Annotated in this window: 16 protein-coding genes; 9 read left to right on the top strand and 7 right to left on the bottom strand. The window is 65.3% G+C overall.

Features of this window, described 5'->3' with window-relative positions; translation table 11 throughout:
• Positions 1 to 350: hypothetical protein (locus tag CH302_RS30115; RefSeq protein ID WP_176460715.1), on the top strand; the 350-nt coding region annotated here is incomplete at its 5' end.
• Between the two features lie 57 nt (positions 351 to 407).
• Here the strand turns inward: CH302_RS30115 and CH302_RS15810 are convergent.
• Together CH302_RS15810 and CH302_RS15805 are read right to left on the bottom strand one after the other, a co-directional pair.
• Positions 408 to 1,229: a hypothetical protein gene (locus CH302_RS15810; RefSeq protein ID WP_037191464.1), complete on the bottom strand. Its 822-nt coding sequence runs from the start codon at positions 1,227 to 1,229 to the stop codon at positions 408 to 410.
• Between the two features lie 133 nt (positions 1,230 to 1,362).
• Positions 1,363 to 1,941: a TerD family protein gene (locus CH302_RS15805; RefSeq protein ID WP_037191665.1), complete on the bottom strand. Its 579-nt coding sequence runs from the start codon at positions 1,939 to 1,941 to the stop codon at positions 1,363 to 1,365.
• Positions 1,942 to 2,167: 226 nt separating this feature from the next.
• Between CH302_RS15805 and CH302_RS15800 the strand changes: the two genes are divergently transcribed.
• Positions 2,168 to 2,917: a DUF1906 domain-containing protein gene (locus CH302_RS15800; protein ID WP_037191465.1), complete on the top strand. Its 750-nt coding sequence runs from the start codon at positions 2,168 to 2,170 to the stop codon at positions 2,915 to 2,917.
• Positions 2,918 to 3,077: 160 nt separating this feature from the next.
• Here CH302_RS15800 and CH302_RS15795 read toward each other — a convergent pair whose 3' ends face one another.
• Positions 3,078 to 3,938 (bottom strand): Rv1157c family protein, encoded by an 861-nt coding sequence (locus CH302_RS15795; protein WP_052047746.1) that lies wholly within the window; start codon positions 3,936 to 3,938, stop codon positions 3,078 to 3,080.
• Between the two features lie 303 nt (positions 3,939 to 4,241).
• Between CH302_RS15795 and CH302_RS15790 the strand changes: the two genes are divergently transcribed.
• Positions 4,242 to 5,462 carry a mannosyltransferase gene (locus CH302_RS15790; RefSeq protein WP_052047734.1) on the top strand — a complete coding sequence of 407 codons (1,221 nt, stop codon included), beginning with the start codon at positions 4,242 to 4,244 and terminating at the stop codon, positions 5,460 to 5,462.
• On the opposite strand, the gene CH302_RS15785 is transcribed toward CH302_RS15790, so the two are convergent.
• The gene (locus CH302_RS15785; protein WP_037191468.1) at positions 5,404 to 5,688 is read right to left on the bottom strand and encodes a 4a-hydroxytetrahydrobiopterin dehydratase; all 285 of its coding nucleotides are present in this window, start codon (positions 5,686 to 5,688) and stop codon (positions 5,404 to 5,406) included. The two genes, CH302_RS15790 and CH302_RS15785, sit on opposite strands and share 59 nt — an antisense overlap.
• A gap of 14 nt (positions 5,689 to 5,702) precedes the next feature.
• Here CH302_RS15785 and CH302_RS15780 point away from each other — a divergent pair, with 14 nt between their 5' ends.
• The gene (locus CH302_RS15780) at positions 5,703 to 6,116 is read left to right on the top strand and encodes a (deoxy)nucleoside triphosphate pyrophosphohydrolase (protein ID WP_037191469.1); all 414 of its coding nucleotides are present in this window, start codon (positions 5,703 to 5,705) and stop codon (positions 6,114 to 6,116) included.
• On the opposite strand, the gene CH302_RS30110 is transcribed toward CH302_RS15780, so the two are convergent.
• On the bottom strand, positions 6,094 to 6,270 hold the full coding sequence (locus CH302_RS30110; RefSeq protein ID WP_094633883.1) for a hypothetical protein: 177 nt from the start codon (positions 6,268 to 6,270) through the stop codon (positions 6,094 to 6,096). The genes CH302_RS15780 and CH302_RS30110 overlap by 23 nt on opposite strands.
• A gap of 175 nt (positions 6,271 to 6,445) precedes the next feature.
• Between CH302_RS30110 and typA the strand changes: the two genes are divergently transcribed.
• The 5 genes from typA (at position 6,446) to CH302_RS15755 (ending at position 11,994) form a co-directional block, all read left to right on the top strand.
• Positions 6,446 to 8,383: a translational GTPase TypA gene (gene typA / locus CH302_RS15770; protein WP_037191470.1), complete on the top strand. Its 1,938-nt coding sequence runs from the start codon at positions 6,446 to 6,448 to the stop codon at positions 8,381 to 8,383.
• 106 nt (positions 8,384 to 8,489) lie between these two features.
• Positions 8,490 to 10,271 carry an ABC transporter family substrate-binding protein gene (locus tag CH302_RS15765; protein WP_037191471.1) on the top strand — a complete coding sequence of 594 codons (1,782 nt, stop codon included), beginning with the start codon at positions 8,490 to 8,492 and terminating at the stop codon, positions 10,269 to 10,271.
• A 107-nt stretch (positions 10,272 to 10,378) separates the two neighbouring features.
• Positions 10,379 to 11,272: an N-acetyl-1-D-myo-inositol-2-amino-2-deoxy-alpha-D-glucopyranoside deacetylase gene (gene mshB / locus CH302_RS15760; protein ID WP_037191667.1), complete on the top strand. Its 894-nt coding sequence runs from the start codon at positions 10,379 to 10,381 to the stop codon at positions 11,270 to 11,272.
• Positions 11,273 to 11,316: 44 nt separating this feature from the next.
• Positions 11,317 to 11,475, top strand: coding sequence for a hypothetical protein (locus tag CH302_RS30105; RefSeq protein WP_176460714.1), 159 nt, complete (start codon positions 11,317 to 11,319; stop codon positions 11,473 to 11,475).
• Between the two features lie 66 nt (positions 11,476 to 11,541).
• Complete coding sequence (locus tag CH302_RS15755) at positions 11,542 to 11,994, top strand: hypothetical protein (RefSeq protein WP_037191473.1); 453 nt, start codon at positions 11,542 to 11,544, stop codon at positions 11,992 to 11,994.
• On the opposite strand, the gene CH302_RS15750 is transcribed toward CH302_RS15755, so the two are convergent.
• Both CH302_RS15750 and CH302_RS15745 read right to left on the bottom strand, forming a co-directional pair.
• Positions 11,921 to 12,616, bottom strand: a complete 696-nt coding sequence (locus CH302_RS15750; RefSeq protein WP_037191474.1) for a uracil-DNA glycosylase — start codon at positions 12,614 to 12,616, stop codon at positions 11,921 to 11,923. The genes CH302_RS15755 and CH302_RS15750 overlap by 74 nt on opposite strands.
• A gap of 1 nt (position 12,617) precedes the next feature.
• Positions 12,618 to 14,066, bottom strand: a complete 1,449-nt coding sequence (locus tag CH302_RS15745) for a PH domain-containing protein (protein ID WP_082323702.1) — start codon at positions 14,064 to 14,066, stop codon at positions 12,618 to 12,620.
• Positions 14,067 to 14,123 lie beyond the last annotated feature (57 nt).

The raw sequence follows: 14,123 nt of genomic DNA, 5'->3' as shown, positions 1-14,123 counted from the left end.
GGCGGGTGGGTATCGCGTACTACGGACGTGAGAAGGGTCGTGCGTTCCACGGCTTCATCGCGCAGTGCCGCGACTTCCGTACCGGCGGCCCGGTGTTCGTCGGTGGAAAGTACAACGAACCCGATGCACCGTTGTTTCCGTACGGGTTCTGCAGTGTCGTACCGGGTTTCGGGTTGGGGCGCTCACTCAACGAGATCGTTCGCGTGCATTTCGCCCCCAACGGTGACCTCGTGACCGGCGCCGCGATGCAGATGCGGGGAAGAAACAGACAACGCCCCTGGGCGGCGCGATCGGAACACACCGAGATGCAGGCGGTCCTGGGACGGCTGGGCCGAGTCGTCAGAGCGTAAAGGCCGAAAGGCCCTGCAGCAGTGCGCTGCAGGGCCTTTCGTGGTCTTGCGTAACCCCTAGGCGACGTTGATCATGCCGACGGTGGGGAAGAAGAAGCAGCTCTTGTCTGAACCGTCGAGGGCCTTGTGGTTCACGGTGCCGAACACCGCGGCGAGAACGGTTCCCGATCCGGTTTCGACGGGTACGGCGCGGGCACCGGCGGCAGGCAGCGAGTCGATCGCGCCGATGACGAACGGCCGAACGATGTCCTTCGCCGCGTCGGGCACGCCGGAATTGGTGAGGATCGAATCGGCGAGAGTGGTTGCCAAGCCGCCGAAGTCGGCGAATCCGCCCTGCAGGGTGTTGACGTTGAACCAGGCGACCTGCATCCCGGTCTTGTTCTCGGAATCGTTCACGATTCCGGCCGGGACGAATGCGAACATCGTTTCGCCCTTGTCGACTGCATTGAGCTCGGGAATCTCGATGGACGGCAGGAACGGCAACGTGGGGATGGCCGGCGCGGTCAGCTGCGGCCACGGTCCTGCCGCTCCGCCCGCGACACCGGGAACGATGCCGAGGGGCGAGCTCGCCGTTGCGGAGCAGTTGATCGCTGCGGTGGGGTAGAAGAACGGCGTGATGCCGAAGTCGGTGAGGGCTTTGTTGGCTGCGTTCAGTGCGGCGAACGGATCGACGTTCGCATCCTCGGCGACCGGGGTGCGTGAGTCGGCGATCGCGGTCGCGGCGTCGAGCGAGGCACCGCCCTGTCCCTGCAGTGCGGCGATTGCCTGCGCCAGCGGATCGGCCGGTGCCGGATCCGCTGCCGCGGTGGCGGGAACAGCGAGCAATGCCGCGCAGGAGAGCGCGAGCGCGCCCGCCAAGCGGCCGAGGCGACGAGACATGTGTGACTCCTGTGACTGATGTGGCTTATGTTGCGGTTGCGCTGATATCACCACACATCATCTCGACGTCACAAGCTCAGCCGGAATCCGTTGTCCAATCGAGACGGTGCATTCGAGACAGTTCGCGGAGAACTCAGCCCACGTCGATCCCGAAGTCGCGCACGATTCCCTCCAGGCCCGATGCATAGCCCTGGCCGATGGCGCGGAACTTCCATTCGGCCCCGCGCCGGTACAGCTCGCCGAACACCATTGCGGTTTCGGTGGAGGCGTCTTCACTGAGGTCGAAGCGGGCGAGTTCGCGCCCGTCGGACTTGTCCACCACGCGGATGAAGGCGTTGACGACCTGACCGAAGTTCTGGCCCAGGGCGTCGGCGTTGTGAATGGACACCGGGAAGACGATGGAGTCGACGTCCGGGGTCAGGGCCACCAGGTCGACATCGATGCTCTCGTCGTCGCCCTCGCCCTCGCCGGTCCGGTTGTCGCCGGTGTGCTCGATGGCACCGTCGGGGGAGCGCAGGTTGTTGTAGAAGACGAAATAGCTGTCGCTCAGTGCCTTCTTCGTGGTGCGAAGTCCGATGGCGCTGGCGTCGAGATCGAAATCGCCGCCGGTGGTGGCGCGGACATCCCAGCCCAGTCCCACGCTGACGGCGGTCAGATTCGGTGCTTCTTTGGTCAGCGAGACATTTCCACCCTTGGCAAGCGTTACGCCCATGTCCATCCACTCCTCAGCGCGTTCGTCCGTGCATCGTCCTCTCCACCATATTCATGTTCGCGATGTCGATGCTCGAGGTGCTCGTGTGAAGCCGGAGGAAAACGTGATGCGTGTGAGCAGTGTGGCTGGCGGTACCGATGGGATTGTGGTGGGATACGACAAACGATGGAAGCTAGCAGTGGTTGTGCGATTTCTCGGGTAGGCGCGCCGCGGCGATCGAACGACAATGGAGATTTCTGTGCAGGTTTCGCGACGTGAACTGTTCAAGTACGCCGCCGCGGGGTCCGCGGCTGCCGTCGGATTGGTTGCGCTGGGCACGGCGACCGCGCACGCCGACGCCGGACTCGGCACACTCGTCGACTATTCGGGTGGGGTGCCGTCTGCCTCGGCGATCAAGCAGGCCGGTCACCTCGGGGCTGTTCGATACGTCTCCGATCGGCGGCCGGACGCGAACTGGATGATCGGCAAGCCGATGCGTAAGTCCGAGGCGGACTCGCTGACCTCCGCCGGGCTGGAGGTGGTCTCGAACTACCAGTTCGGCAAGGGCGCGACGTCGGATTGGCGTGGTGGGTACGCAGCGGGCGTGAAGCATGCCACGCGTGGCCTCGAACTCCACACGGCTGCCGGTGGTCCGGCTGACCGTCCGATCTACGCGTCCATCGACGACAACCCCACCGCAGTGGAGTTCGCAACCTTGATCGCGCCGTACATCCTGGGCTGGCAGTCGGTGATCGGAGCCGAGAACACGGGGATCTACGCCAATTCACCGACCATCGAATTGGCCTCGGTCGCCGGACTCGGCCAGTGGTATTGGCAGCACAATTGGGGAACACCCAAGGGTTTCGTTCATCCCGACGCGCACATTCATCAGATCCGAATCGACAAGGATTTCGTGGGCGGCGTCAAAGTCGACATCAACAATATTCTCAAAGCCGATTACGGGCAGTGGTCGAAATCTGCCACCAACATTCTCTGAAATACCATCGATGTAATTCATTCGGACAATCTCTGAATGCAGTGCGACATTCGGTGTCTGCCGCTCGCGCACATTCTTTCCGAATTGCCCTGTACCAACAGTTCGCCCCCGGCTTCTCATGGAAGCCGGGGGCGAACTGCGTCGGTGGTGCAGCTACGAGCTACGGAACGTAGACCGTACCGATGGTGGGCAGGAAGGTGCAGCTGCGCGGCGCTGCCGCCGGGTCTTCCTTCGACTGCGTGGTGATCGAACCGGAGACGACCGACAGGACGCGTCCGGGGCCGGTGTCGGCAATCGCGGACAACGTCGCCGGACCGTCGGCGTTGATCATGGCCGCGCCGGTCAGATCCTGGGTACCCGAGCGACGGTTGTCGATGTTGAGCCAGGTCACCGTCAGAGGGGCTGCCTGCTCTGCGGCGATCGGTGCGGTGCCGAGGGCGGTGAAGACGAAGCCGGCCTGGCCTGCACCCGGTCCGGGAGGCGGCAGAGTGGCGGGGCCGGGTACGGCCAGAGCGGTTCCGACGGAATCTGCGGTGTCGGAGATGCACCCCATGCCGAGCGTCGGGTACAGGAACTGGGCGATGACGGGTCCGTCGGCCGGCAGGTCCGGTCCGCCGCCGCCGGAGCCGTCCAGGAACGTGATGACGCGCTCGAGCAGGGCCTTGACCTGGTCCGGCAGCTGCGCCGTCTCGAGCAGCGCGCGGGCCTGACCCAGCAGGTCGGCGGCCGGAGCGGCTCCCACATCGGCGGGTCCGGCTGCGGCACCGAGAATGGCCGGTGCGAACGAGGCGAGTGCTTCCACCTCGGCAAGGTTCGGCATGGGCTCACCGGGAGCGGGAAGGAACTGAGCGATCAGAGCAGCGGGATCAGCCGGTGCTGCGGGCAGATCTGCCGGTGCCATCGGCACCAATGGCTGTGCGGATGCGCTGGTCGGCACGACTAGTGCGGCGGCTGCGGCTACGGCCAAGGCTGTAACTACGCGACGCGTTCCGCGGGTACGAAGCACGGTGATATTCCCCATTCTGATCATGACGCGGGCCCACGGCGACAGCCGGTGCTCGAGGGGTCACTCTATGTAGCGCAATCCCCGATGTACAGCTGTTGTCGATCGAGCCCTCCCCCGTCGCATCTATGCCAGGGCAGTCTATTGGTCACACGCTGCGAATTCTCCGCAGACGCACACGATAACCTGTTACTGAAGTTATCAGTGTGAAAGGTGATGCAAATGTTACTGGGCTGCATCCGTGGTTGGGGTGCGTGAGCGGAGCCCTATAAGCTCGACGATCGATACACGGCATCGATACCGAACGGAACCGCACGCACAGTGAACCGACTTGTTCGGCTGGCCCCCGTTCTGCTCGCGGTCTCGGTGATCAGCCGATTCGTCTGGGCCTTCGCGACGCCCAACGGAATGAACCTCGTGGACCTCCACGTCTACGTCGACGGCTCCGCGGCACTGCTCGGCGGCAATCTGTACGACTACACGTATTCGGTACAGACCCCGGACTTCCCGCTCCCGTTCACGTACCCGCCGTTCGCCGCGCTCGTGTTCTTCCCGCTGCACTACCTGCCGTTCACCCTCGTCGGTGTCCTGTGGCAGGCCGCGACCATGATCGCGCTGTTCGCCGTGGTGAGGCTGACGCTGTCGATGGTTCTCGGCGGCGAGCGCGCCGCCGAACCGCGCTGGGTGCGCATCGCACTGTTGTGGACCGCGCTGGGGTTGTGGTCCGAACCCGTGCGCACGACGCTGGACTACGGCCAGGTCAACGTGTTCCTGGTGCTGCTGGCGATTCTCGCGGTACGCAGCAGCAGGTGGTGGGTGGCAGGCGGACTGGTCGGCTTCGCTGCCGGAATCAAGCTGACCCCGGCCATCACCGGTCTGTACTTCCTGGCCACGCGCAGATGGAAGGCCGCGGCGTTCTCGGCAGTGGCCTTCGCGCTCACCGTTGCGGTCAGCTACGCGGCGCTCGGACACCAGGCGGCCACCTACTTCACCACGCTGCTCGGCGATGCCGACCGTATCGGCCCCGTCGGCTCGGTTTGGAATCAGTCCCTGCGCGGAGCGCTCAGCCGAATCGCGGGGGAGGACGTCGGGCAGGGCCCGCTGTGGATCGCCGCCGCCGTCGTCGCGACCGGACTCACGATCGCGGCATGGCGTGCGATCGGACGCGAAGACCACCTGGGCACGCTGGTGATCGTGCAACTCTTCGGCCTGCTGATCTCGCCGATCTCCTGGTCGCATCACTGGATCTGGGTGATTCCGATGGTGATCTGGCTCGTGCACGGGCCGCTGCGCGGCGTCGCCGGGGCGAAGATCGTCGCGGGCTACTGGTTGGTGACGGTGACCGTGGGGGTGCCGTGGTTGCTCAGCTTCTTCCAGGAATCGATCTGGACCATCCCCCGGCCCGCACTCGAGGCGTGGGCCGGGGCCGTGGACGTCGTCGGAGCGGCGTTGTTCCTGGGCTGGGTCGTCTATGCCGGACGCGTCACGAAGGCTCGACCAGTGAGTCGATCCGACGCGCCAGATCCACATCCTTCTGCGTGAGTCCGCCGGCAGAGTGCGTGGACAGCGTGAACGTCAGCGTCCGCCACCTGATGTCGATGTCGGGGTGATGGTCCGCCTCCTCCGCGGCGTCGGCCACGCGGTTCACCGCCTCGATCGCGGCCGGAAACGATGCGAGCTCGACGGTGCGAGTCAGCGATTTTCCGAACACGGTCCATTCGGCGAGCCGGGCGTCCTCGATGTCACGGTCGGTCAGCAGTTCGGTCATAGAAAGATGGTGGCATGTCCGGTACACCCACCGCTGTGGTTGTCGCAGCCGCGTTGACGCACGACGGCAGGCTGCTGCTCGCGCAACGAACCCGTCCGCCCGAGTTGGCGGGCCTCTGGGAACTGCCCGGCGGCAAGGTCGAGCCGGGGGAGTCGGAGGACGCGGCTCTGGTGCGCGAGCTGCGTGAGGAACTGGGCGTCGAGTGCTCGATCGGAGCGGCGCTCACCGGCGACGTCGACCTGCCCGGTGGGCTGGTGCTGCGTGCCTACCGCGCTGCACTCATCTCGGGAATGCCTGCAGCGCTGGAACATTCGGCCCTGCGGTGGGTGGATGCGGCGACGCTGCCGACGATGGATCTGGTCGACGCGGATCGGCTCTGGCTACCCGAACTTCAGCAGATTCTGCTCACTTCGCCCGGGCGGTCTTGAGGCCCTTCTTCAGGTCCTTCTTGGTTGCGCCTGCCGATTCGAGCTTCTTCATTCGCATGATGACCACGGGGCATGTGATGCACCGAACCTTCTTGCGACAGCATTTTTTCTTGGGCTTCATCCCCGAGACATCTACTGCCTTTATCTTGCCCATGAGCACCAAGACTAATGGGTGGCGCAGGTCACAGACCTGAGGGTGGCGCGGGGTACCGTCGGACTACGGGTAAACTCGATCAGTCGCGAGAACCTCGCGGTGCAGCGCGCTTCTCTAGCGACATAAGCCCGCTAGCGAACAAGAGCCCGCATTCGACTCCAGGAGAATTTTTCGCGTGAGCGCCCCAAGCAGTGCAGACAACATCGACAGCACCACCACTTTTCGCAACGTAGCCATCGTTGCACACGTCGACCATGGCAAGACCACCCTGGTCGACGCCATGCTCCGGCAGTCAGGCGCGTTCGAGGAACGTGCCGAAGCGATCGACCGCGTCATGGACTCGGGTGACCTCGAAAAAGAAAAAGGCATCACGATCCTGGCCAAGAACACGGCCGTTCACAAGCGCAATGCCGACGGCACCATCACCGTCATCAACGTGATCGACACCCCCGGCCACGCCGACTTCGGCGGAGAGGTCGAGCGCGGCCTGTCCATGGTCGACGGCGTCGTCCTTCTCGTCGACGCATCCGAGGGCCCGCTTCCGCAGACCCGCTTCGTCCTGCGCAAGGCGCTCGCCGCCTCGCTCCCGGTGATCCTGGTCGTGAACAAGACCGACCGTCCCGACGCGCGTATCGAAGAAGTCGTCTCGGAGAGCCACGATCTGCTCCTCGACCTCGCGTCCGACCTCGACGACGAAGCGTCCGAGGCAGCCGAGCTCGCCCTCGACCTTCCTGTTCTCTACGCCTCCGGCCGTGAGGGCAAGGCGTCGCGTGTTCAGCCCGAGAACGGCAACGCGCCCGACGCCGAGAACCTCGACGAGCTGTTCGAGGTGCTGCTCAACTACGTCCCCGCTCCCAAGGGCAACGTCGACGCACCGCTGCAGGCGCACGTCACCAACCTCGACGCGTCGGCCTTCCTCGGCCGCCTCGCCCTGGTGCGTATCCACAACGGCCAGCTCTCCAAGGGCCAGACCGTGAGCTGGATGCGCGAGGTCGACGGCGAGCCCGTCGTCCAGAAGGCCAAGATCACCGAGCTGCTCAACACCATCGGCGTCGAGCGCGTCCCCGGTGAGCGCGGCGTCGCAGGCGACATCGTCGCCGTCGCGGGATTCCCCGACATCATGATCGGCGACACCCTCGCCGATCTGGAGGACCCGGTCGCGCTGCCTCGCATCACCGTCGACCAGCCGGCCATCTCGGTCACCATCGGCACCAACACGAGCCCGCTCGTCGGACGCGTCAGCGGCCACAAGCTCACCTCGCGCATGGTCAAGAGCCGTCTGGACCAGGAGCTGATCGGTAACGTCTCGCTCAAGGTCCTCGACATCGGTCGCCCCGATGCCTGGGAGGTCCAGGGTCGTGGCGAGCTGGCGCTGGCCATCCTCGTCGAGCAGATGCGTCGCGAAGGCTTCGAGCTCACCGTCGGCAAGCCTCAGGTGGTTACCCAGCAGGTCGACGGCAAGCTGCACGAGCCCTTCGAAGAGCTCATGGTCGACACACCGGAGGAGTACCTCGGCGCGGTCACTCAGTTGCTCGCCGCTCGCAAGGGCAAGATGGTGCAGATGACGAACCACGGCGCAGGCTGGGTTCGCATGGAATTCATCGTTCCCTCGCGTGGCCTGATCGGTTTCCGCACCGAGTTCCTCACGGACACGCGCGGCACCGGTATCGCCAACGCCGTCTTCCACGGTTACGCACCGTGGGCCGGTGAGATCCGCGCCCGCCACACCGGTTCGCTCGTCTCGGACCGTCACGGCACCGTGACCCCGTTCGCGATGATCCAGCTGGCCGATCGCGGCACGTTCTTCGTCGAGCCGGGCGCGGACACCTACGAGGGCATGGTCGTGGGCATCAACCCGCGTCAGGAAGACCTCGACATCAACGTCACCCGCGAGAAGAAGCTGACCAACATGCGTCAGTCCTCCGCAGACGTCATGGAGACCCTGGCCAAGCCCAAGAAGCTGGATCTGGAAATGGCCATGGAGTTCTGTGCAGGCGACGAGTGCGTCGAGGTGACCCCCGAGGTCGTCCGCGTCCGCAAGGTGCACCTCGACTCCAACGAGCGCGCCCGTGAGCGTTCGCGTAGCAAGACTCGCGACAAGGCTGCTCTGTAAGACTCACTTCGTGCGGCAGAAGCGACGTGCCACCCTCGCGGTGCGCGTCGCTTCTGTCGCAGAAGGTAGCCGACTACGAAGGAGATCCTCGTTGCGCAAGGTGCTGATGCCGACGGTTCTGGTTTCTGCCATCGCTCTGGTACTCACCGCGTGCACTGCGGATCCGCCGCCCCCGATCGAGAGTGTCGAGACTCCGGTCAGCACGACGATGGTTCCGGCCGAGACCGGTGACCCGGTCGTCGTGGCCATCGACGACGTCGGTATCGGGTTCAACCCACATCTTCAGGCAGATCAGTCGCCCGCCACTGCAGCGGTGAGTTCGCTGGTGCTGCCCAGCCCGTTTCGCCCGGTCAGGAACCCCGATACCGGGGTGACCACCTGGGAGCCGGACCTGTCCTTGCTGGTCTCGGCCGAGGTGACGTCGCAGTCGCCGTTCACCATCCGCTATCAGCTGCGCAACGAGGCCCAGTGGTCCGACAGCGCACCGATCGCCGCCGAGGACTTCCGCTACCTGTGGCAGCAGATGATCACGCAGCCCGGTGTCGTCGATCCGGCGGGGTACGCCCTGATCAGCGACGTCGCGTCCTCGGGCGGTGGCAAGACTGTCGACGTGACGCTCTCGTCGCAGTATCCGGCCTGGCAGCGACTGTTCGCCGATCTGGTGCCCTCGCACCTGCTCAAGGACTCACCCGGCGGTTTCCAAGGGGGCCTGACGGACAACGTGCCGGTCTCCGGTTCCCGGTTCAACATCAAGACCGTCGACCGGGGTCGGGACGAGATTCTGCTCGAACGCAACGACCGATTCTGGGACCGACCCGCATCACCAGACCAGATCCTCATCCGCCGCGGGGGAACCTCCGCTCAGCTGGCCGACTCACTGCGGTCCAGTGACGCGCAGATCGCCCAGGTGCGCGGGGGCTCGGCTCTGCGGGCTCAGCTCTCCGCAATTCCCGGAGTGCGAACCGACACCATCAGGCAGTCACGTGTGCTGTCGATGACGGTCAACGGTCGAGCTCCCAACATGTCCGATTCTGCTGTGCGGCAAGGGATATTCGGTCTTCTCGACCCGAATCTGCTGGCCACGGTCGGAGCAGGCGGCGGCGCGACGGATCTTCGGGCGGCGGCGCAGCTGTCCTCGCCGTCGGATCCCGGCTATTCCGCGACCGCTCCTGCCCCCATCGGCAGAACGGCCGCCCTCGATCTGCTCGACCGGGCCGGGTTCGTGCCGACACCCGACGCAGTGGTGACATCCACACCGAACCCGAGCGCAACGACCACCGCCGCTCCGACGACGAGCCCCGACCCGACGAGCACGGGCGCCCCGGCTCCGAGTGTCACCCGCCTCGCGGACGCGACCGGTACCGCGTTGCGGTTCGTGATCGGTGCCGTCGAGAACGACGACATCGCGCTCGCGGTCGCCGGGACCGCCGCCGACGAACTCATCGGCGCGGGCATCGACGCCACCGTCACGCCACTGCCCGCCGACGAGCTGTATTCGACGGCGTTGACCGACGGAACGGTCGACGCGGTGGTCGGATGGACCAGCGCCGGAGTCGACCCTGCGACGGCCCTCGCCTCACGGTTCGGCTGCGTCGACGAACCGGCCGACGGCAGTGGCAACGGCGTCGAGGTGCCGCGCAACCTGTCCGGACTGTGCGTTCCGGAACTGCAACCGACGATCGACAGGGCACTGGTGAGCGGACTCGAGCCGTCCGTGGCCACCGACGACGTCGAGCCCAAGCTGTGGTCGCTGGCGTCGACGTTGCCGATCATGCAGGACTCGTCCGTGGTGGCTGCCGTTCCCGGCATCACCGGCGTCTCGCTGACCGGCCCGGTGGAGGTCGGGATCTTCTCCGACGCAACGCAATGGATGCGGACACCCCGATGACCGAGCCCGTCGACACGAACGACAACAACACAGCGAGCAGCGGAGCCATGACGAACAAGTCGACGAGCGAGCCTTCCATCACGGAGCCTTCCATCACGGAGCCTTCCATGACGGAGCCGCAGCGGTTGCTCCTGGTGCATGCGCATCCGGACGACGAGACCATCACCACCGGCGGCACCATTGCTCACTACGTTCGAGCCGGGGCGGACGTCACGGTGCTCACCTGCTCACTCGGTGAGGAAGGGGAAGTGATCGGCGAGACGTGGGCCGATCTGGTCGTCGACCGTGCCGATCAGCTCGGCGGCTATCGAATTCTGGAATTGCATCGCGCTCTCGCGGCGCTGGGGTGCAACCCGCCTCGGTTCCTCGGTGGAGCCGGTCGTTGGCGAGATTCGGGAATGGCCGGTACGTCTGCTGCCCGCAAGCCGCGTGCGTTCGTCAACGCCGATCGCGACGAGGCTCTCGGAGCGCTAGTCGCGGTGATGCGTGAGCTCCGACCGCAGGTGGTCGTCGGATACGACCCCGAGGGCGGCTACGGCCATCCCGATCATCAGCAGGTGCACTCGTTGGTGACCGAGGCCGTCGAGGTCTGCGGGACGGATTCCCACCCCGGGGCCGGGTCGCCCTGGGAGGTGTCGAAGTTCTACTGGACCGTCACCGGCCACGATCAGTTGCAGGCGGGACTCGCAGCCATCGAGGAGATTCCCTCGCACTGGAGAATGCCCGAGGCCGGCGAGCTACCCAGCGTTCCCGAGAACACGATCACCACCGGCATCGACATCCGCGGTGTGCTCGACGCCAAGCGCGACGCACTGCGCGCACACGCCACTCAGGTCACCGTTGCGCCGTCGGGTAGTGAGTACGCACTGTCCAACGACATCGCCCAACCGATACTGCTGGACGAGCAGTACGTGCTCGTCCGCGGCGAACTCTGCCCCGATGAGACGGGCAGGGAGAACGACCTGTTTGCCGGCGTACTAGGCTGTGCTTCGCATCACTGAACGAACCACAGCATGAATCTCATCACAGCAGGGGCGGAACACACATGTACAACTACGTAGTGCAGGACGCGATCGTGGCGTTCGTCGATTCTCTCAAGCCGCAGTTCGGCGCACAGGCAGATCTGTACCAGTACGTTCTGGGCCAGATCGCCATGGGTGCGAGCAACTTGCTCACCTCGCTGGGATACCCGCCGGTTTCCTGAGGGCCGATGCCCGGTTTCTTGGATGCGATGCACTGAAACAACCCGGGCCAAGGCAGTATTGGGCGCATGATCTCGAAGGCCGCATCCAATACTGTCGCCCTGGTGTCCTGGGCGACCGTCGCAGTACTGGTGTTCGACGGCTTCCTGTCCGGGATTCTGTCGGTCTTCTTCCTTCCGACCTATCTCGGGTCGGTGCAATTCCCCATCAGCGCAGTGCTGGGCGGAATCGCCAACGTCGCCTTGGTCCTGGCCGCACGCAAAGTAGCGGAACGGCCGATCTGGGTGGCGTCACCGCTTTTCGGATGGCTGTTCGCAATCGTGCTGTGCATGCTCGGCGGTCCGGGCAACGACGTTCTTCTGCTCGCCGATTGGCGCACGATGCTGCTCATCGTCGCCGGTGCAGGCCCGGCGGGAGTGTTGCTGTTCATGTTCCGCATGAAGGCGATCACAGCAGGCCTGCATGCCGACCCGCATCCCGCAGCACATCCTCGATCATCGTCGGAGTCAACAGTCCGGTGAAGGTGTTTCGCTGGCTCACGTGATAGCTGGCGAACACGGTGATCGACCCCAGGTCGAGCTCGACTCCGTGCCCGAATTTCGGTGCAGGCCTGGGTATCTCCCATCCGTTGGCGGCGAGTATCGGCAACAGGGACTGCCAGCCGAAGGCTCCGAGGACCAGCACCGACCGCAGCGTCGGACGCAGCAACCGTAATTCGTCGTCCAGCCAGGGCTTGCATCTGTCGCGCTCGGCAGGAGTCGGCTTGTTCTGCGGCGGAGCGCAGTGCACCGGTGCCGTGATGCGAACTCCGTTCAGTGTCAACCCGTCTCCGATGTGCGTGGCGGTGGGTTGGCTGGCCAGACCGACCGCGTGCATCGCGCGATAGAGAACGTCGCCGCTCCTGTCCCCGGTGAACATCCGACCGGTGCGGTTGGCGCCGTGCGCTGCCGGGGCGAGTCCGACGATCGCCATCGATGCATCGGCCGGGCCGAAGCCCGGAACTGCCTTGCCCCAATATGTTTCGTCGGCAAAGGCGGCGCGCTTCTCGGCGGCGACCTGCTCGCGCCACCGCACCAGGCGAGGGCAGGCGCGGCACCCGGACACGGCGAGGTCGAGTTCCTCGATGCTCTGCGGCCGCGTCATCTCAGGTTCGTTGCAGCCAGACGTCCCCGGCTCCGGGGGTGACGGCGTCGATCATCGCCCACGCGTTCTCGATGGGGATGTCGATCACCTCGTAATGTCCGACGCCTGCGGGAGTCGCAGCGACGATGGTGGCCACCCCGGCGCGACGCTGAAAGAACGTCTGCCGCACGGTCCAACCGATGATGCCCGCGGCTTCGAGGCTGTGGCGAGTCCTGTCGAGCGAACCGTGTCGGGTGATGAGCCAACCGGGCAGCACCGCATGGCCGAGGCCGCGGAAGCGATCGTGAGCGAGCCCGAATGCGGCAACGAACAACACCCCGAGTGCGATCCACGCCAGGACCGGGATCGGTGCACCGACGTACTGTGCAACTCCCAGGCCGGCGGCGATGACCAGCAGGGGGAGCACTGCCCGGGTGTAGCGGCGTCGACGCGCTGCGGGTCCGTGCTGGAGCAGAGGACGATCGGCACCACCGTGCAGTCCGGCCTCGCCGAGCACGGTGGTCATCATGCGTAGCGCCTCGGCGCGTGGGGCCTGGGGGAGCAGCAGCGACGATTCTTTCTTCTCGGCGCTGACGCCGGTCATGATGGCGTCCAGCCTGGCACCACCGGCCGCACGCAGCAGCAGCGGTTCGGACAGAGAGGTGCCGCGTAGCCGCTTGCGATCGAGTGTCGACTGGCGAGTGCGCAGCAGTCCGTGGCTGACATGCATAGTGCGTCCCTGGTCCGTCACCGTCAGATTGGCGTAGGTCAGCAGGTAGCGGACGCACGCGAAGACGCTCGACACGACGAGCAGTGCCATCAGCGCCACGACGACGAACATCGCGATTCCGAATCGCTCCGCTGAGTCGATGCTGTTGGAGACCACCGACGATTTCGCCAGTGTCTGCCCGAGTCCGTACTGGAACAGCACGCCGACGGCCGCAGCGATGGTGACGATGCCGGTGATGGAGAACGGCGCGAACCGCACCCACGAGAACTGCCAGTGCGCAATCTCCACGCCGGAATCCGCTGGTGCGCTGGATGTTCCGTCGGTCGTCGGAATCTGTCCCGAGACTCGCTGCAGCAGATCTTCGCGCAGTGCAGGCACCAGTGAGGTGTCGAGGGCGTTGAGCTCGAATGCCTCACCCCTGCCCGCCTGTTGGCCGGTGCCGATGCGCAGGATGGACAGACCGAGTACGCGATGCAGGACGTTCGCTTCCACGTCGACCGATCGAATTCTGTTGCGAGGAATCGAGAGCACCTTCTTCTGCAACACCCCGGTGCGCAGTTGTACGTGCACCGGGCCGATCCGGTAGCTGGTGGTGAACCACCGCAGAATCGCGAACACCACGACGACCGCGAGCAGGCCGACACTCCAGAAGTGGTTGCCGCTCTGGCTACCGACGAAGAACGAGATCAACAGCACCGGCAGAATCTTGATGCCCTCGTTCACCGGATGTACCAACAACATTCGCTTGTCCAGGCGCAGCCACGGCTGCTCCTCCTCGACGGCGAGCAGTTCTGCCTG

The organism is Rhodococcus sp. 15-2388-1-1a (assembly GCF_002259145.1).
Taxonomy (GTDB): Bacteria; Actinomycetota; Actinomycetes; order Mycobacteriales; family Mycobacteriaceae; genus Rhodococcoides.
The sequence above is the reverse complement of the archived record's forward strand: the minus strand, read 5'-3'. Positions and strand labels throughout refer to the sequence as shown.